Origin of the sequence: Pantoea sp. FN0305 (assembly GCF_050113845.1) — a bacterium.
Classification (GTDB): domain Bacteria; phylum Pseudomonadota; class Gammaproteobacteria; order Enterobacterales; family Enterobacteriaceae; genus Mixta; species Mixta alhagi.
In genome coordinates this window covers 100729-117891 of record NZ_JBNJSN010000007.1, presented here as the reverse complement: position 1 = coordinate 117891, position 17163 = coordinate 100729, and the positions used below count along the sequence as shown (strand labels likewise).

18 protein-coding genes are annotated in these 17163 nt (G+C 50.3%); 11 read left to right on the top strand and 7 right to left on the bottom strand.

Annotated features, from left to right (window positions below):
* Window positions 1–12: 12 nt before the first annotated feature.
* From ACQE3Y_RS14880 to ACQE3Y_RS14855, 6 genes are all read left to right on the top strand, one after another.
* Window positions 13–720, top strand: a complete 708-nt coding sequence (locus ACQE3Y_RS14880; protein ID WP_426981984.1) for a YggS family pyridoxal phosphate-dependent enzyme — start codon at window positions 13–15, stop codon at window positions 718–720.
* 12 nt (window positions 721–732) lie between these two features.
* Window positions 733–1284, top strand: coding sequence for a YggT family protein (locus ACQE3Y_RS14875; protein WP_250650834.1), 552 nt, complete (start codon window positions 733–735; stop codon window positions 1282–1284).
* A gap of 35 nt (window positions 1285–1319) precedes the next feature.
* The gene (locus ACQE3Y_RS14870) at window positions 1320–1913 is read left to right on the top strand and encodes an XTP/dITP diphosphatase (protein WP_426981983.1); all 594 of its coding nucleotides are present in this window, start codon (window positions 1320–1322) and stop codon (window positions 1911–1913) included.
* Entirely contained in the window at window positions 1906–3042 is a 1137-nt protein-coding gene (hemW, locus tag ACQE3Y_RS14865; protein WP_426981982.1) for a radical SAM family heme chaperone HemW, read from the top strand. The genes ACQE3Y_RS14870 and hemW overlap by 8 nt, the downstream gene beginning before the upstream one ends.
* A 425-nt stretch (window positions 3043–3467) precedes the next feature.
* Window positions 3468–3905 carry a DUF5675 family protein gene (locus ACQE3Y_RS14860; RefSeq protein WP_426981981.1) on the top strand — a complete coding sequence of 146 codons (438 nt, stop codon included), beginning with the start codon at window positions 3468–3470 and terminating at the stop codon, window positions 3903–3905.
* A 17-nt stretch (window positions 3906–3922) separates the two neighbouring features.
* Entirely contained in the window at window positions 3923–4609 is a 687-nt protein-coding gene (locus ACQE3Y_RS14855; RefSeq protein WP_426981980.1) for a hypothetical protein, read from the top strand.
* 60 nt (window positions 4610–4669) lie between these two features.
* On the opposite strand, the gene ACQE3Y_RS14850 is transcribed toward ACQE3Y_RS14855, so the two are convergent.
* The 3 genes from ACQE3Y_RS14850 to trmB form a co-directional block, all read right to left on the bottom strand.
* Window positions 4670–5383 carry a DUF2884 domain-containing protein gene (locus ACQE3Y_RS14850; RefSeq protein WP_426973569.1) on the bottom strand — a complete coding sequence of 238 codons (714 nt, stop codon included), beginning with the start codon at window positions 5381–5383 and terminating at the stop codon, window positions 4670–4672.
* Between the two features lie 149 nt (window positions 5384–5532).
* Entirely contained in the window at window positions 5533–5859 is a 327-nt protein-coding gene (locus ACQE3Y_RS14845; protein ID WP_250650839.1) for a YggL family protein, read from the bottom strand.
* Window positions 5859–6578 (bottom strand): tRNA (guanosine(46)-N7)-methyltransferase TrmB, encoded by a 720-nt coding sequence (trmB, locus tag ACQE3Y_RS14840; RefSeq protein ID WP_426973568.1) that lies wholly within the window; start codon window positions 6576–6578, stop codon window positions 5859–5861. The genes ACQE3Y_RS14845 and trmB overlap by 1 nt, the downstream gene beginning before the upstream one ends.
* A 154-nt stretch (window positions 6579–6732) precedes the next feature.
* Between trmB and mutY the strand changes: the two genes are divergently transcribed.
* The 3 genes from mutY to mltC are packed head-to-tail and all read left to right on the top strand — an operon-like array spanning window position 6733 to window position 9222.
* Complete coding sequence (mutY, locus tag ACQE3Y_RS14835) at window positions 6733–7821, top strand: A/G-specific adenine glycosylase (RefSeq protein ID WP_426973567.1); 1089 nt, start codon at window positions 6733–6735, stop codon at window positions 7819–7821.
* Window positions 7821–8093 (top strand): oxidative damage protection protein, encoded by a 273-nt coding sequence (locus ACQE3Y_RS14830; protein ID WP_085070177.1) that lies wholly within the window; start codon window positions 7821–7823, stop codon window positions 8091–8093. The genes mutY and ACQE3Y_RS14830 overlap by 1 nt, the downstream gene beginning before the upstream one ends.
* A 49-nt stretch (window positions 8094–8142) precedes the next feature.
* Complete coding sequence (gene mltC / locus ACQE3Y_RS14825) at window positions 8143–9222, top strand: membrane-bound lytic murein transglycosylase MltC (RefSeq protein WP_426973565.1); 1080 nt, start codon at window positions 8143–8145, stop codon at window positions 9220–9222.
* 470 nt (window positions 9223–9692) lie between these two features.
* On the opposite strand, the gene ACQE3Y_RS14820 is transcribed toward mltC, so the two are convergent.
* Together ACQE3Y_RS14820 and ACQE3Y_RS14815 are read right to left on the bottom strand one after the other, a co-directional pair.
* Window positions 9693–10523: a phosphoenolpyruvate hydrolase family protein gene (locus ACQE3Y_RS14820; RefSeq protein ID WP_426973564.1), complete on the bottom strand. Its 831-nt coding sequence runs from the start codon at window positions 10521–10523 to the stop codon at window positions 9693–9695.
* A gap of 2 nt (window positions 10524–10525) precedes the next feature.
* Entirely contained in the window at window positions 10526–11746 is a 1221-nt protein-coding gene (locus tag ACQE3Y_RS14815) for a Tm-1-like ATP-binding domain-containing protein (protein WP_426981979.1), read from the bottom strand.
* A 316-nt stretch (window positions 11747–12062) separates the two neighbouring features.
* Between ACQE3Y_RS14815 and ACQE3Y_RS14810 the strand changes: the two genes are divergently transcribed.
* Complete coding sequence (locus ACQE3Y_RS14810; RefSeq protein WP_426973747.1) at window positions 12063–12683, top strand: TetR/AcrR family transcriptional regulator; 621 nt, start codon at window positions 12063–12065, stop codon at window positions 12681–12683.
* Between the two features lie 358 nt (window positions 12684–13041).
* Complete coding sequence (locus tag ACQE3Y_RS14805) at window positions 13042–13692, top strand: acyl-homoserine-lactone synthase (RefSeq protein ID WP_426973560.1); 651 nt, start codon at window positions 13042–13044, stop codon at window positions 13690–13692.
* Here the strand turns inward: ACQE3Y_RS14805 and ACQE3Y_RS14800 are convergent.
* Window positions 13673–14410, bottom strand: a complete 738-nt coding sequence (locus tag ACQE3Y_RS14800) for a LuxR family transcriptional regulator (protein WP_250650847.1) — start codon at window positions 14408–14410, stop codon at window positions 13673–13675. The two genes, ACQE3Y_RS14805 and ACQE3Y_RS14800, sit on opposite strands and share 20 nt — an antisense overlap.
* A 243-nt stretch (window positions 14411–14653) precedes the next feature.
* Complete coding sequence (locus tag ACQE3Y_RS14795) at window positions 14654–16798, bottom strand: ornithine decarboxylase (RefSeq protein WP_426973558.1); 2145 nt, start codon at window positions 16796–16798, stop codon at window positions 14654–14656.
* Window positions 16799–17163: the final 365 nt, after the last annotated feature.

Here is a 17163-nt window from a genome sequence, read left to right as displayed (position 1 = left end):
TTTCTCCTGACTATGACTTCTATTCAGCACAACTTACAGGAAGTTCGCCAGCGTATCGCCGCGGCGGCGTCGCGTTGCGGCCGCGATCCACAAGAAATTACGCTGCTTGCCGTCAGTAAAACCAAACCTGCGAGCGCTGTCGCAGAAGCCCTGCAGGCAGGACAGCTTGCCTTTGGTGAGAATTACGTTCAGGAAGGCGTGGATAAAATTCAGGCGTTAGCCCACAGTGACCCTGAATGGCACTTTATCGGTCCGCTGCAATCCAATAAGAGCCGTCTGGTGGCGGAGAATTTCGCCTGGTGTCATACGGTGGATCGCTTACGTATCGCTACGCGCCTGAACGATCAACGTCCGCCACATCTGCCGCCGCTGAATGTGTTAATTCAGGTAAATATCAGTGACGAAAACAGTAAATCGGGCATTATGCTTGAGGCGCTGCCGGAACTGGCACAGGCAGTTGCAGCGCTGCCGCATTTGCGGTTGCGCGGACTGATGGCGATTCCGGCGCCGGAAAAAGATTACCAGCGTCAGCTGGCGGTCTGTCAGAAGATGGCGGATGCGCTGGCCTCGCTGAAACAGCATTATCCATCCGTCGATACACTTTCTCTGGGAATGAGCGACGATATGGAGGCCGCGATTGCGGCAGGCAGTACCATGGTTCGTATCGGCACCGCTATTTTCGGTGCGCGTGATTACGGCACCACTCCCCCACAACAATAATTGAGGAACCTCATGCTGACGTTGACTTTCCTGGTAACGACGCTGATTAATCTGTACGTGAAAGTGTTGTTGCTGCGCATCTGGATGCAGTGGGCAAGATGCGATTTTTATAACCCGTTCTCCCAGTTTGTAGTCAAAATTACCCAGCCGGTAATCAAGCCGCTACGCCGCGTTATCCCTTCTGTCGGTCCGTTGGATACCGCATCGCTGCTGCTGGCCTATGTGCTTAGCGTGCTGATGTTTACCCTGGTTTTCGCGCTTCAGAGCAGCGTTTTCCTGTTCGATCCGGTGTTCCTCTATTTCGGTTTGGTCTCGCTGGTGAAAGCGGCTGGCGTCCTGGTATTCTGGGTAATTATCGTCCGTTCGCTAATGAGCTGGATAAGTCAGGGTCGTAATCCGGTGGATTATGTACTGATTCAGCTGACCGAACCGCTGATGGCACCTGTGCGTCGCTTCCTGCCGGCAATGGGCGGTATCGACTTCTCCGCCATGGTGGTCATTTTGATCCTCTATATGCTGAACTTCCTGGGCATGGATTTCATCCCTGGCTGGGCGCAGCTGTAATTGTTGTTATCGCCGTAAACGTTTCTGGAACTGATATGCAAAAAGTTGTCCTCGCCACCGGTAACCCGGGTAAAGTGCGTGAACTGGCCGATATGCTGGCTGATTTTGGCCTGAATATTGTGGCGCAAACCGATCTGGGCGTAGAGCCCGCAGAGGAAACCGGCTTAACCTTTATTGAAAACGCCATTCTGAAAGCGCGCCATGCCGCCCAGGTAACCGGCCTGCCAGCCATTGCCGATGACTCAGGTCTGGCGGTAGATGCGCTCGGTGGCGCGCCTGGGATCTATTCGGCGCGCTACGCCGGCGAGGCGGCCAGCGATCGGCAAAATCTGGAGAAGCTGCTGGATGCGTTGCAGGATACCCCGGAAGGCCAGCGTCAGGCGCAGTTTCACTGCGTGCTGGTTTATCTGCGTCATGCAACCGATCCGACACCGCTGGTGTGCCACGGTAGCTGGCGCGGGGAAATTATCCGCACGCCGGCGGGCATTGGCGGTTTTGGCTACGATCCGATTTTTTATGTCCCTGAGCTGGGCAAAACCGCAGCTGAGCTGAGCAAAGCGGAAAAGCACGCGGTTTCTCATCGCGGCCAGGCGCTGACTCTGCTGCTGGAAGCGATGCGTAATGGCTAATCTTCCACCGCTCAGCCTCTATATTCATATTCCCTGGTGCGTGCAGAAATGTCCCTACTGTGATTTCAACTCGCACGCCTTAAAAGGCGAAGTGCCGCATGAGGAATATGTTAATCACCTGCTGGCCGATCTGGATCGCGACCTGCCGTTAACCCACGGACGTGAAGTGGCCACGATCTTTATCGGCGGCGGTACGCCCAGTCTGTTAAGCAGTCACGCCATGCAGCTGCTGCTGGACGGCGTGCGGGCGCGTCTGCCGCTGGCTGCCGGGGCAGAAATTACCATGGAAGCGAATCCCGGTACGGTGGAAGCCGATCGTTTCAGCGCTTATCAGGCGGCTGGTGTAAACCGTATTTCCATCGGCGTACAGAGCTTTAGTCCGCTTAAGCTACAGCGTCTTGGTCGCATTCATGGCCCGGAAGAGGCAAAGCGCGCGGCTCACCTGGCTGCCGGCCTTGGGCTGCGTAGTTTTAACCTTGATTTGATGCACGGTCTGCCCGATCAATCGCTAACCGAGGCGCTGGACGATCTGCGTCAGGCGATTGCGCTTAATCCGCCGCACCTTTCCTGGTATCAGCTGACGATTGAGCCGAATACGCTGTTTGCCTCGCGTCCGCCAGTGCTGCCTAATGATGACGCGCTGTGGGATATTTTTGAGCAGGGCCATCAGCTGCTGACGGCGGCGGGCTATGAGCAGTATGAAACGTCGGCCTACGCCAAACCTGGCTATCGTTGCGAACATAACCTGAACTACTGGCGGTTCGGTGACTATTTGGGGATTGGCTGCGGCGCGCACGGCAAGCTAACGCAGCCGGATGGCCGGATCGTGCGTACCATAAAAACGCGCCATCCACGCGGCTTTATGTCAGGAGATTACCTGGATAAGCAGTATGAGGTGGCGGACGAAGATAAGCCCTTTGAGTTTTTTATGAACCGTTTCCGCCTGCTGGAGCCAGCGCCGCGCGGCGACTTTACACGTTATACCGGTCTGGATGAAACCATTATTCGACCGCAGCTGAATAGTGCGCTGGAGAAAGGCTACCTGACGGAAACGCCACAATTTTGGCAGGTAACGGAGAAAGGCAAGCTGTTCCTTAATTCGTTGCTGGAACTGTTCCTGGCGGAATAATCTTTTTAATTAAAGCGCAAAGCTCATTGTGACTGGCTGATCTATTTAGCAGGCACATTGAGCTTTTTTATTTCCTCTGACACCTGACTATTGCTATCAGACAGGAATGATTTTCTTATCATTGCAAAGCCCGGCAATATCCCCTTTCCTGTTAATTTTAAAACAGCGAATCACGATTAAAACGGCCCTGAGTTCCTCGTTCAGATAAACAACATCGATAATTTCAGCGGGTTATGTCTCAGTGTAAGATCTTGATAATGTATTATTTATTTCTCCCTGTAATATTTTCCTTCTGGTTAATAACTTATTTCACAAAATGCTATGGCGTTTAACCCATCCTGACAGCATTCTGGACATTGTATTTATAAAGTTCCGGCTGACTACTTAAAGAGATACGGACTTTACATAACAAGGAGGTTATGGCTATGACGTACACGATATTCGTTCAGCGAAAATGGCAAACCACGTTATCTACCATTAGCGAATTCAGTATCCCTGGCACAGACATTAGAGGTTATTTTTTGGAATGTCCCGGACCTGATACGATTACTGCGGATTTAAACAAAAGAATCCCAGAAGGAAGTTACAGCCTCGTTTGGCACACCAGTAATAAATTTTCTAAGCACAGCCCTCTTCCTCAACTTTATAATGCACAGGTACCGCTAAGCCGCTGGATACTTATCCACCCAGGTAACGAACCTTCAGATACTGAAGGTTGCTTATTGCCTGGCCGTGTAAAGCTTTTTGATCGTGTTGAAGTCAGTAAAACGGTATATGATCGTATAAAATCTTTTATGTTGTCTAAGGGAATCAATAATTTCAAAGTAATTATCACATCCCACTATGTAGATGGAAACAGATAAAGGCGGAAGGAAATAACATGAAAAAATTTACCCTTTTGTTATTTTTATTGTTCTCCCCCATAATCCAGGCGCAGGAATTGAGCAGTGAAGGTATTTTACAGGCTTACTGGAAAGCAGAGTGGAACGGGGAAGGTACGGTAAATGAACCGGAATTAGCCTTGCGCTTTTTCCCGGCCGAAACTTCTTCTTCCTGGGGCAAGGTGTTTGATATCCGCCTAAAAAATCAAAGAAAAGCTATTGAATTTGTAATTCGAAATTTCAAGGTAATCCCTGATAATTTCTTATTACATAAAGAGTGGTTCGTTAATCAAAAAGGAACCGTTTTTCTTAAAAATCCAGAGCATTATATTGAATGTAGCACTGAGAACTATATGGCGATTTTATTGGATTTTATCCCTGACTTTTCAGCAAAAGCTTCTGACACAACTGCTTATGAAGAGATGGGGCGCTGTGGATATAATGGTGCCAGACCTTTTCTTACCTCTTATTATCTAAATCCAGAATATAAAAAGGGTTACTTCCTTTTAGAGCCTAACGATAATGCCGATTACGTTAAAACCTTTACTATCAGAGACCGGCTGGTAAAAATCAAAACCATTAATGAGAAATGGATTTACGCTACAATATATGATGATCAAAAAGAAAATAAGTTAGGAGATACAAAAGGTTATATAAATATAAAGTACCTTTTACCTTTTAACTAAAGTTAGGGCGAGCTTACGATAAGCGCCCTGCCAGCCCTCTGAGGCCGTCAGGGCATTTTACTATTTAATTCCGGCTAACACCGCTTTCCGTTGGTTTTCCAGGGCGGTTACGCGATTACAGACTTCACGACCGAAGTTCTGGAAATCCTGCTCCTGGTTACTCCATTCTGCCTGAATCGCCTGCTGCAAGCCGCCCAGATTACCCATAATCGCCTGCAACGGATTATCGCTCTGGCTGGCCTGTTTTGTGCCCATCTCGTTCAGGCTGTCCTGCACGACGCCGCCTAAGCTGCTTTGCACCAGACGCTCCCCGTCAGCACGAACCTGATCGATAGCCTGATGGTGGAAGGTTAAGCCGTCGCTGCGATGCTCAATAATACGGTTCATCTGCTGCTTCAGCTGCTCATCCAGCGTGGTAAGCCGCTTGCGCACGTTGCTGCTGGCTCCAAGTTTCTCCACAACTACCTTATCCAGTGCCACGCGGCCTTTCTCCAGCCGCTTCGATGCGCCCTGATCCACCCACGGCAAATCACGACGCAGCGCCGCCTGATAATCCACTGCTTTCTGACGTGTCGCCGTATCTGGCTGAATCTGCTTGCCGTTGTATTGCAGATCGCCCACCGGAGAGATCACCAGATTACCGCTGGCGCCCACTACCTGTACCGACTGCGGCGTGATAACCACATCATCCTGCGGCTTCACCGGGCATTCATAAGCTGCGTGCGCCTGCACCGCAGCCAGCAAAAGTACGCCCGTCAGCGCTTTACGCATCATAAAGACTCCTGGGTTCGTTATAGGACTCATTTCCCGTGCGCCTGTGAAACAGATGCTGTCATTGGCCAGGCGCGTTTTCAGCGCGGCCTGCCCGCTTCAGGCGCTCACTTAACGCGCCTGAATTGCCAGTATGCGCGTTGGCTTAGCTTTTAGTCCCACCAGACATCAAACAGTTCAGTGACTTTTACACCTTCCATATTGCGCGCTTCCAGCCACTGACGAACCTGTTCACGATGCTCATCGGTACATTTACCGATTTTCTGCAGGCATACCAGACCTTCCCATTGCAGATAACCGCTGCCGTCAAACGCCAGTCCGTTAGGCTCAATGACTTCATGAATAAAGGCATCAACGGTCGTATCGATCTCTTCTACCGCAGTACCCTGCGGAAACGTCCAGGCAACAGAAAAGCCCAATTCCTGAAACTCGTCAATATGCAGCTTTTTACGTAAACGGCGGCTACGCTGTATTGCCATTATTTAATCCTCTCAAACATTAAATCCCATACGCCGTGGCCCAGTCGCTGCCCGCGCTGCTCAAATTTCGTCAATGGTCGCGTTTCCGGACGCGGCACATAATCACTGGTGGCGGACTGGTTCTGATATCCCTCTACGCTGCTCATCACTTCCAGCATGTGCTCAGCGTATTCCTGCCAGTCGGTGGCCATATGAAATACGCCACCCAGCTTCAGTTTACGTAATACCAACTCGGCAAACGGAACCTGCACAATGCGGCGTTTGTTATGGCGCGCTTTATGCCAGGGATCGGGGAAAAACAGCTGCACCATGCGCAATGCGTTATCCGGGATCATCTTTTCCAGCACTTCAACCGCATCGTGGCACATTACGCGCAGATTTTTAAGCTCTGCTTCCTGCGCCGATCCCAGACAGGCCCCTACGCCTGGCGCATGAACCTCAATTCCAAGGAAATTTTGTTCCGGGTTTGCGCTGGCCATCGCTACCAGCGATGCGCCCATGCCAAAGCCAATCTCCAGCACCACCGGCGCTTCCCGGCCAAATAACGCCACCAGATCCACCGGCTCCGCCTGATACTCTACGCCCATAACCGGCCATAAGGTATCAAGCGCCTGCTGTTGACCTTTTGTCAGGCGACCCTGACGACGCACAAAGCTGCGGATACGACGCAAAGGGCGCCCGTTTTCATCAAATTCCGGTGTGATGACGTCATTAATCATGTCGTTGCCTGCCTGTCTGCATATTCAGGAAAACGGGCATTATGCAAAGTTACCGGACAGAAGCAAGCACTTGCAAAGTTCCGGTTTACTCCGCGCAATGTCTATGCTGGAATGCCTGCCTGAGTGTAGAGCAATAACGGAAATTTTCCTTCTCATGATGCAAGCGCAACAGTTCGCGCAGCAGGTGCTGGACTGGTATCAGCGCTTCGGACGTAAAACCCTGCCGTGGCAACAGGCCAAAACGCCTTACAAGGTTTGGCTCTCCGAAGTCATGCTGCAACAAACCCAGGTCGCCACCGTGATCCCCTATTTTGAACGCTTTATGGCGCGTTTTCCTACGGTCAACGATCTGGCGTCAGCGCCGCTGGATGAGGTGCTTCACCTCTGGACCGGCCTTGGTTATTACGCCCGTGCGCGCAACTTACATAAGGCGGCGCAGACCATTGCCGAGCGTCATCAGGGCATTTTCCCTGAAACTTTTGATGAGGTTGCAGCCCTGCCCGGCGTAGGCCGCTCTACCGCAGGCGCCGTGGTCTCGCTGGCGCTGGGCCAGCACTATCCGATTCTGGACGGCAACGTAAAGCGCGTGCTGGCACGCTGCTATACGGTGGGCGGCTGGCCGGGCAAGAAAGAGGTGGAAAAACGCCTGTGGCAGATTGCGGAAGAGGTCACGCCTGCGGCTGGCGTCAGTGAGTTTAATCAGGCGATGATGGATCTCGGCGCGCTGGTTTGCACGCGCTCAAAGCCCAAATGTGAAATTTGTCCGCTGAATAACGGCTGTATGGCTTATGCCGAGGGAAGCTGGGCCAGCTACCCCGGCAAAAAGCCCCGGCAGACGCTGCCGGAACGCACCGGTTATATGCTGCTGATGCAGCGCGGCGAGGGAGTCTGGCTGGAGCAGCGCCCGCCTGTTGGCCTGTGGGGCGGCCTGTTTTGCTTTCCACAGTTCGCTAACGAAGAGGAATTACGCGCCTGGCTCACCGCGCGCGGCATGCGCAGCGCCGCGTTACAGCAGCTAACTGCTTTTCGCCATACTTTTAGCCATTTCCATCTGGATATTGTGCCAATGTGGCTGGAACTGCCATCCTCGGGCGCGGTGATGGATGAAGACGCGGGTCTCTGGTATAACTTAGCGCAACCACCGGCCGTGGGTTTAGCCGCACCGGTCGAACGCCTGCTGCAAGAATTGCGGCATCCCCAGCAAATATCGCTGCATATGCGCGTTTCTGAAGAGGAAGAGTAATGAGCCGCACTATTTTCTGTACGTTTCTGCAACGCGAAGCTGAAGGTCAAGATTTTCAGCTCTACCCAGGCGAACTGGGAAAACGCATCTACAATGACATCTCGAAAGAGGCCTGGTCAAAGTGGATGAGTAAGCAGACCATGTTGATTAACGAAAAGAAACTCAACATGATGAACCCGGAAGATCGCAAAGTGCTGGAGAAGGAAATGGTGAATTTCCTGTTTGAAGGCAAAGATGTGCACATCGAAGGTTATACCCCACCAGAGAAATAACATTTTGGGCCTCATTTGAGGCCCCTGTTTTGGGTTCAGCGCAGATACGATGAAAAAAAAATTTCTTGCCTTGCTAGTGATAGCACCGCTGCTGGTTTCCTGCTCAGGAAGTAAAAAACAGACCTTCCATGAGGAATGGGTAAAAGACACCAACGGCTTCGATATATTGATGGGCCAGTTTGCTCATAACATTGAGAACATCTGGGGCATCAACGAAGTTCTGATAGCCGGACCAAAAGACTACGTTAAGTACAGCGATAACTATTACACCCGTAGCCATATCAACTTCGAAAAGGGCTCGATTACCATTGAGACCATCTCAGGTACCGATCCGACAGTCAGTCTGCGTCAGGCGATTATCACCACCTTGCTGATTGGTGAAGATCCCGGCAATGTCGATCTCTATTCTGATGCCAATGATGTGCAGCTCAGCAAAGAGCCGCTGCTGTATGGTCAGGTACTGGATAATACCGGTCAGCCTATTCGCTGGCAGGGGCGCGCCGCCAGCTTCGCGGATTATCTGATCCAGAACAAGCTTCAGCGCCGCGTTTCCGGCCTGCATGTGATCTGGTCGGTCACCATTCCAATGGTGCCTAACCACCTCGACAAGCGTGCGCACAAATATCTGCCGATGGTACGTAAGGCGGCGGAAAAATATAATGTGGATGCGTCTCTGATCCTGGCGATTATGCAAATCGAATCCAGTTTTAACCCGTATGCGGTCAGCCATGCCGACGCGCTGGGTCTGATGCAGGTGGTTCAGCATTCTGCCGGAGTTGACGTGTTCAGAATGAAAGGTAAATGGGGCAAGCCAAGCCGTAGTTATCTGTTCGATCCGGAAAATAATATTGATACCGGCACTGCCTATCTGTCGATTTTGCAAAGCAACTATCTGGCGGGTATTGCTAATCCGGTATCACGCCGCTATGCGGTAATTACCGCCTATAACGGCGGCGCAGGCAGCGTTCTGCGCGTCTTCTCCAGCGATAAAGATCGGGCCTTTGCGCAAATCAACGCCCTGTCGCCAGATGACGTCTACAAAACCCTGACGACCCGCCACCCGTCCGCTGAGTCACGCCGCTATCTGTATAAAGTCAGCCATGCTCAGCGCAGCTACAACCGCTTTTAACTTTAAAGAAGCCAGCCTCAAGTGCTGGCTTTTTTATCTTTTCCGGTTAATAACTATAACAACCTACTGACTAAAAAAGCATCAATATTACAAGCAGCGACAACTTCAATAACCACGCCCCGGTTAGTGGTCGCAATATTGCTGCTATACAGGCCAAGGGAATTTTTAACGCAGGTGAAATGGAAGCCAGCGATAAATTCGAGGCGGAAGGAAGCGCCCACTTTACGAACGCCGGTAAAGTGACCGCATTTCATCCTTGATTTGCCGCAATGGCAGCATCAGTTTTGCGTTGGCGGGTCTGCCGTTATATAAACCCGACAACTACCGGACGGATACCCTGACGCTGGGTTTTAATGTGCAATGGTAATATTAAAAAAGGGCAGCCCATCACCCGGCTGCCCTTTTACTGTTGCGTAAGCGGAATACCCGCCTGACGTTTCTGAATAAAACCCTGATGTTGGCGCTAAAAATTAACGCTGAATACTTTTAAACTGCTTAGTTGTATTAGTTAAAGCCACTTCTGTTGGTAACCGCTCCATCGAACTGGCGCCATAAAAACCGTCGCACAGTGGGCAGTTATCCATAATATATTGCGCATCTTCCGGGGTAGAAATCGGTCCACCGTGACACAGCACAATAATATCTTCCCGCACCGCTTTTGCCGCCTCGGCCCAGGCCGTGATCAGCGGAACGCAATCCTCCAGCTTCAGCGCGGTTTCTGCGCCGATATTTCCGCCAGTGGTTAATCCCATATGCGGCACGATAATATCTGCGCCCGCCTCGGTCATTGCAACCGCATCCTGCTCGCTAAAAACGTAGGGCGTGGTGAGCATATCTTTCTGATGCGCCAGACGGATCATCTCAACTTCCAGTCCGTAGCCCATACCGGTCTCTTCCAGATTTGCGCGGAAATTACCGTCTATCAGGCCTACCGTTGGGAAGTTTTGTACGCCGGAAAAACCCAGCGCCTTCAAATCGTCCAGAAACTTATCAAAATGGCAGAAAGGGTCGGTGCCGTTTACGCCCGCCAGTACCGGTGTTTTTTTCACTACCGGCAACACCTCTTTTGCCATATCGACCACGATTTCATTCGCGTTGCCGTAGGCCAACAGCCCTGCTAAAGAGCCTCTGCCCGCCATACGATAACGCCCTGAGTTATAAATAACGATCAGGTCGATGCCGCCCGCTTCTTCACATTTGGCGGAGAGGCCGGTGCCCGCTCCGCCGCCAATGATCGGTTCGCCTCGGGCAATCATTGCACGAAAATTTTCCAGCAATTCCTGTCGGTTTAACGCAGGCATGATTAGAACTCCCTGGTGTTGATGGTACGAAACGCTTCAACTGCAGCGTCAGCAAACATTGCATCATTAATGTTATAAGGTAATCGTATTATTTTTCTTTTTTCGGTTGGTATCAGTTCTGCTTCCAGCGTAGAGATAAACGCCCTGTTTGCTTCAGGTGACCAGAATGGCATCCCCGGCGCGTCAAGAGCGGAAAATCCCCCTTCCGGAATTAAAAACCGTACTTCCCCTTCGCAGCGATTAAGCTTGGCGGCAATCCACTTCGCCATCGCGCGGTTTTCCCCTGGTGTGGTGCGCATTAGCGTGACCTGGGCGTTATGATGATAAAACAGCCGGTCCGCATATTTTTCCGGCACGCTGGACGGATGACCGAAATTGACCATATCCAGCGCGCCGCAGGAAACAACATAAGGCACCTGTGAGCGGGCAATAGCATCAAAGCGCGTTTCAGCGCAGGCCAGTACGCCACCGGCTAACAGGTCGCAAACTTCAGTAGTGGTCAGATCCAGCACGCCGGCCAGCATGCCGCTATCCGCCAGTTTTTCCATCGCCATGCCGCCGCTGCCGGTGGCATGAAAAACCAGACAATCGAACTCATCTTCCAGCTGCTGGCTTACTGCCTGGATACAGGGCGTTGTTACGCCAAACATGGTTAAGCCAAGCGCAGGTTTATCATCTGCACAGGCTTCCGGCTGGAACAGCACAGCGCCTGCGATTTGATGTGCAGCGTTGCCAAGCACCTGACGTGAAATACGGTTAAGGCCCGCCACGTCGGTTACGGAATAGAGCATGCTGATGTCGCTGGCGCCGATATAGCCTGCGATATCGCCCGAGGCCATGGTCGAGACCATCACTTTCGGCACGCCGACCGCTAAATCCTGCATCGCTGGCGTAATCAGCGCGGTGCCGCCTGAGCCGCCCAAACCGAGAAGACCAACAACATCTTTACGGGTTTTAAGGTAATTCTGAAAAGCGAGCGCCATTGCCTCGATCGCGCGGCCACGGTCGCCGCAAAAAACGGCCTCCGTACCCTGGGGATGAAAAGCCGCTACCTCTTCTGGCTTTACATCAGCAGCGGAACTGGTGCTAAGTGCTTGAGTTGATAAGTCAACCGTCAGCGCCTGCAAGCCAGTTTTTCTAATCAAATCACGAACGTAAAACAGTTCCCTTCCTTTAGTATCCGCTGTAGCAGCAATGTAGATATAACCGGTTTCTTCTTTCATTTCTGTTAACCATTCCTGTCACAAAAGCCATTAAAAGCTTGATAAAACTGAAATAAAAACCAAAATGCTCTTTATAAGCGGAGGGAAGACCGTCCGTTCGAGACAACAGTATCATCGTCCTGAATGTTAAATCAAGCGAATGAAATGCACGTCTCAACAATAATGAGAAAAAACTGATGATTAAACAGGACGAATGTTGGCTGTTAATATTATGAGTTCTGTTATAGTGCCAACAGAGCTTGGCGAATCAGCGGACTCTGAGTCCAAACAGAGAAAACAAGGGGTTAAAGTGGTTGAAAGGGACACCCAGGCAGATATGCCGATGACGTCCACGCGCGCCCGTACGCGCAGGCTATTAATTGAAACGGCAATGAAAATGTTTGATAGCGGTAGCTTTCCTTCTATTACCGAAGTGGCTCAGGCAGCCCAGCTATCACGCGCCACAGCATACCGTTACTTCCCTACACAAAGCGCGCTGGTTTCAGCCATAGTCACTGAAACGCTGAGCCCGATGAAAAATTTCCAGCCGACAAAACCCGATGTCAGCGATCGTATTGATGAATTACTGGCTTTCGCTTTCCCACGCATGTTGCAACATGAAGGTACGCTCCGTGCAGCGCTGCACTTATCCCTGACGCAGTGGGCGCAGTCTCGCTCAACGGATTTGCCGCTGGTGAAAGAAAAGCTGGTACGCGGTAATCGTAAGCAAACACTGCAGCGTGTGGTTGAGCCGCTAAAAACTGAACTCTCCCCGGAGCTGTTGCAGAAAGTGATGTATGCGTTATCGCTGGTATATGGTTCTGAGATCTTTCTGGTAATGAAAGATATTTGGGGTTGTGATGATGACTCTCTGCAGGGCGTGGCGCGTTGGATCGCTAAGGCTATTGTACGTCAGGCGCGGGAAGATGCGCAGCTGGAATCGGCTGCAGATAAGTAGATCGTTGCGGCTTTCCCTTTCGGCCTTATCAAAGTGCGTCAGTTTAGGCCATTTGCCTGTCGGGTAAATCGCTATAGGTTATTTCTTAGCCAGTCAATATTGCATAGATCTTCGCATTGCTGGCTAAAGCGCAGTTAGCTGACGCTCTAAATTTTTGTCTGGTACAGACAAAGCCCTTGCCTTATGTTTAAGCGAGGTACGCCTTTCCTCTATCCTCTCTGCACAACACATTCTTTGTACGCTGTACAAGCGCGTCGGAAAAAGCGAAAATCAGGGCAGGATTTTACCGGAATAGTTTACGCTCCGGATTAGGTTTTGTAATTCAGATGCAAAACAACATCATCGAAATGGAGTCAGCATGATAAATTTTCTTGACATTAACTACCAAAAGTTATCAGAGCAAAGGTCGAGCGAGCTATTTATCCTGAGGAAGGAAACCTTCAAAGATCGCCTGGACTGGGCAGTTAACTGCATCAATGGTATGGAGTTTGATGAGTATGATAACGAACATACAACATATGTGTTCGGTATTCATAACGATAACGTATTATGCAGCGTAAGATTTATCGAAACCCGCTACCCTAATATGATCAGCCATACCTTTGCACCCTGGTTTAATAATGTTGAGTTGCCTGCAGGAAACTATATAGAATCCAGCCGTTTCTTTGTTGATAAAGAGCGCGCTCGCTCTTCCGATCTTTATCAATATCCCGTCAGTAACATGCTTTTTTTGGCAATGGTAAATTATGCGCGTCATTATGGTTATGAAGGCATATATACCCTGGTCAGTCATGCGATGCTGCGTATATTGAAACGTTCCGGCTGGGAAATTTCAGTAGTTGAGCAAACGCTGTCTGAGAAAAAAGAAAAAATTTATATCGTGTTTTTACCGATTGACGATAAAAACCGCGATATACTTATTGAGAAATCCAATCAGGATAAACTTTTTGATGACAAAGAGTTAGCTAAGTGGCCGCTGGCTTTTCAGCCTAACCTGCGGCAGGTTTAATTAGCTGTAGTTCAATACCCATCCTGATGGCATGTTTTGCGTTCATCACGCCCAGTTTTTTGACAACATTGCCAATGTGGAATTTTACGGTGCTTACTTTGATATCCAGGATAAGCGCTATTTCCTGGTAAGTTTTCCCAACGCTGGCCCAGTAAAGAATTTCATTTTCACGCGGTGAGAAAATATCTTTACTCACCTGTTTTTTACTGGCAGCGTTATCATCCATCTCTTTATAGAGCGAGATGACCTTGTCATGCGCTTTGATCAATAGCATCTGTAACTGTTCCTGATGCTGCGCAACAATCGCTTCGGTTTCATGAACATGATTTTCATTCATTAAAATAGAAAGCAAGGCAAGGTTATTGTAATAATCATGTAAAACAAAAGTATGACCGTTAACGATCTTATAATTTTTAGATAGATTGAAAATCTTGGAAAAGTTTAGCTCGCTATTGATCGTGATATTCTCGTCCCATGAGAAAGGCGAAATACGCGTAAAGGATGCAATAACCACAGGATCAATTTGCTGATAATTATTTTCTTTATAAATCTCTACCCATTCTTTCGGGTAGTTTGAAATAATCACCATGTCAGCGGGATTCTTTTTATTTAAAACCATATAGGCATATTTTAAATCGCCAAGCTGATTTAATTCGCTATCGAAATAGTGCTGTGCGGTGTCGATGATCGCCTGATTTTCTGAAAAAAATAGTGACATCCATAACCTCAAAATAACGTTGTATCTTCCTTAATTTTCCCGCTAATGCAGGACCCCTATACTAAAGTGTAACTTACAACCATGGTACATACATCGTAAAGTGTATGAAAGTAAAAGACAAAGAATAAATTACACGCAAAAAAAAACCTGACCATATGAGATCAGGTTGCCATTTGGCCAACACCAGGGAAAATTTATCTAAAAATTATCATACAGTTAACTGTCTAGCGTCAAGATAAACCCTCATTCTGTAATGATATATCCATATAACCTTTTCACGCCCTCGCTGTCCGTTTCGGTATACACGCCTTGCAGTTCCGGTGAAAAACCCGGCAGCAGGTTTATGCCCGCTTCCAGCGCTAAAAAGTAACGCAATGCTGCCCCGCCCCACACTTCGCCGGGCACTACGCACAGCACGCCGGGTGGATAAGGCAATGCGCCTTCTGCAGCAATCAAACCTTCCGCCTGTGCGACAGGCACCAGCTCAACATTTCCACGAATAAAGGCCTGATTAGCATCCTGCGCGTTCATTCTGACCTGCGGCAAGCTGGCCTGACGAAACATCGCTTTCTGTAAATCTTTTACACCATAGCTCACATACAAATCGTGCATTTCCTGGCATAAGCGACGCAGACGATAGCCGCGATAGCGGTCAGCATGTTTGCTGTACAGCACCGGCAGAACCTCGCTCATCAGCGAATCTTCGCGGATGTGCTGTTCAAAACGCACCAGCATTGCCACCAGCTGAGCCATTTTTTCCGCGCTTTCCGCAGGCGTCAGCAGAAAAAGGATGGAATTCAGATCCGATTTCTCCGGCACGATGCCGTTTTCACGCAGGTAGTTAGCCAGAATCGTAGCCGGAATGCCAAAGCTGCTGTATTCACCGTTGGCGGCATCGATACCGGGCGTGGTCAGCAACAGCTTACAGGGATCGATCAGATACTGGCCCGGCGCATAGCCGGCAAATCCATGCCATTTTTCGTCCGGCGCGAAGCTGAAATAACGGACATCAAGAGCAATTTGCTCACTTGGCGCTGCCTGCCACGGTTGGCCATCCACGCTTTCCGGGATAAAAGGACGGATCAGGCTGCAATGGGACAGAATCGCTTTGCGCGCTTCAATCCCCAGCGTAACGCACTCATGCCACAGCCGCCGTCCTGCTGCGCCCTGATGCATTTTGGCGTTCACATCCAGCGCGGCGAATAAGGGATAAAAAGGGCTGGTTGAGGCGTGCAGCATAAACGCATTATTCAGCCGCTTATGGCTGCAAAAGCGCCGCTGTCCGCGAATATGGTTATCCTTTTTATGGATCTGCGACGTTTGTGAAAACCCCGCCTGCTGCTTATGAACCGACTGGGTAACAAATATTCCCGGATCGTTTTCATTAAGCTCAAGCAGCAGCGGCGAACAGGCTTCCATCACCGGAATAAACTGCTCATAGCCCACCCAGGCAGAATCAAACAGAATGTAATCACAGAGGTGGCCAATGCGATCGATCACCTGACGGGCGTTGTACACCGTACCGTCATAGGTGCCCAACTGAATGATCGCCAGGCGAAACGGCCTTGCCTCTTCGGCGCGCTGCGGTGCAACGCGGCGCAGTTGTTCACGCAAATATGCCTCATCAAAACAGCGCGCGTCGATACCGCCAATAAAACCAAAAGGATTACGCGCCGCTTCCAGATAAACCGGCGTCGCGCCCGCCTGAATCAACGCGCCATGATGATTAGACTTATGGTTATTACGATCGAACAGCACCAGATCGCCACGCGTCAGCAGCGCATTGGTAACCACTTTGTTGGCGCTGGAGGTGCCGTTCAGCACAAAGTAGGTCTTATCCGCGTTAAAAACTTTGGCGGCAAATTTTTGGGCATCTTTCGCCGACCCTTCGTGAATCAACAGATCGCCTAGTCTGACATCCGCATTGCACATATCCGAGCGAAACAGATTTTCGCCATAAAACTCATAAAACTGACGCCCCGCCGGATGCTTGCGGAAAAAGGCACCGCCCTGATGGCCCGGACAGGCGAAAGTACTATTATTCATGGCGACATATTTGGTCAGGGTATCGAAGAACGGCGGCAGCAGCGTCGCTTCATAGTTATCCGCCGCCTGCATCAGCTGTGTTAGTGACTCAGCGCTGCCGTCCAGCACGCCTGTTACCTGCGGCAGATCCACCGTTTCGCTGGGCTGCATCACCGCCACAAATACCGGAAACGTAAAGCCAGTATGGCGTAATAACCCCAACATGCCGCTACGCGCGTCCGCAACAGAAACCACGACCGCCGCTACATCGGTAAAGTCTGTCTTATCGAGCGCAACGATCTCTCGTCCAACAGGAAGTGATGGCACCAGCGCGGCGCTGGCAGCTATTTTCAATGGTGTCATAACACAAATCCTCAGGCGTCAAGGATGAGCGGGTGCGCAAGGCACAGCAATGGGAATCAGTTTCCCGGCGAAAGATGTCGAGAGGATGCGAAGCCAAAAGGGTTCCAGCTGCAACCGATAGACATCAGTAAAATCAGAGCACGTCTGTTTTTACTCATGTCCAACAGGGAGCGTAGATTAACCTCACCGCATGGTGAATAGAGAGTTTGCCGAAGGGAAAAAGGAAGCGTGTCCACGCCGCGATCGATAACCACGGGCGCAGCGGTGCTGGGCTTGCAACGATCCGAACATAGCGCTCACTCCCGCAATAACGATGCACGATAAAAAAGTGGCGTCATGATGTCATTTTTTATTGCGGGAAACAA

Coding starts and splice junctions, on each gene's coding strand:
- ACQE3Y_RS14880 (WP_426981984.1), top strand. CDS start 13: ATGACTTCTATTCAGCACAACTTACAGGAAGTTCGCCAGCGTATCGCC.
- ACQE3Y_RS14875 (WP_250650834.1), top strand. CDS start 733: ATGCTGACGTTGACTTTCCTGGTAACGACGCTGATTAATCTGTACGTG.
- ACQE3Y_RS14870 (WP_426981983.1), top strand. CDS start 1,320: ATGCAAAAAGTTGTCCTCGCCACCGGTAACCCGGGTAAAGTGCGTGAA.
- hemW (WP_426981982.1), top strand. CDS start 1,906: ATGGCTAATCTTCCACCGCTCAGCCTCTATATTCATATTCCCTGGTGC.
- ACQE3Y_RS14860 (WP_426981981.1), top strand. CDS start 3,468: ATGACGTACACGATATTCGTTCAGCGAAAATGGCAAACCACGTTATCT.
- ACQE3Y_RS14855 (WP_426981980.1), top strand. CDS start 3,923: ATGAAAAAATTTACCCTTTTGTTATTTTTATTGTTCTCCCCCATAATC.
- ACQE3Y_RS14850 (WP_426973569.1), bottom strand. CDS start 5,383: ATGATGCGTAAAGCGCTGACGGGCGTACTTTTGCTGGCTGCGGTGCAG.
- ACQE3Y_RS14845 (WP_250650839.1), bottom strand. CDS start 5,859: ATGGCAATACAGCGTAGCCGCCGTTTACGTAAAAAGCTGCATATTGAC.
- trmB (WP_426973568.1), bottom strand. CDS start 6,578: ATGATTAATGACGTCATCACACCGGAATTTGATGAAAACGGGCGCCCT.
- mutY (WP_426973567.1), top strand. CDS start 6,733: ATGATGCAAGCGCAACAGTTCGCGCAGCAGGTGCTGGACTGGTATCAG.
- ACQE3Y_RS14830 (WP_085070177.1), top strand. CDS start 7,821: ATGAGCCGCACTATTTTCTGTACGTTTCTGCAACGCGAAGCTGAAGGT.
- mltC (WP_426973565.1), top strand. CDS start 8,143: ATGAAAAAAAAATTTCTTGCCTTGCTAGTGATAGCACCGCTGCTGGTT.
- ACQE3Y_RS14820 (WP_426973564.1), bottom strand. CDS start 10,523: ATGCCTGCGTTAAACCGACAGGAATTGCTGGAAAATTTTCGTGCAATG.
- ACQE3Y_RS14815 (WP_426981979.1), bottom strand. CDS start 11,746: ATGAAAGAAGAAACCGGTTATATCTACATTGCTGCTACAGCGGATACT.
- ACQE3Y_RS14810 (WP_426973747.1), top strand. CDS start 12,063: ATGCCGATGACGTCCACGCGCGCCCGTACGCGCAGGCTATTAATTGAA.
- ACQE3Y_RS14805 (WP_426973560.1), top strand. CDS start 13,042: ATGATAAATTTTCTTGACATTAACTACCAAAAGTTATCAGAGCAAAGG.
- ACQE3Y_RS14800 (WP_250650847.1), bottom strand. CDS start 14,410: ATGTCACTATTTTTTTCAGAAAATCAGGCGATCATCGACACCGCACAG.
- ACQE3Y_RS14795 (WP_426973558.1), bottom strand. CDS start 16,798: ATGACACCATTGAAAATAGCTGCCAGCGCCGCGCTGGTGCCATCACTT.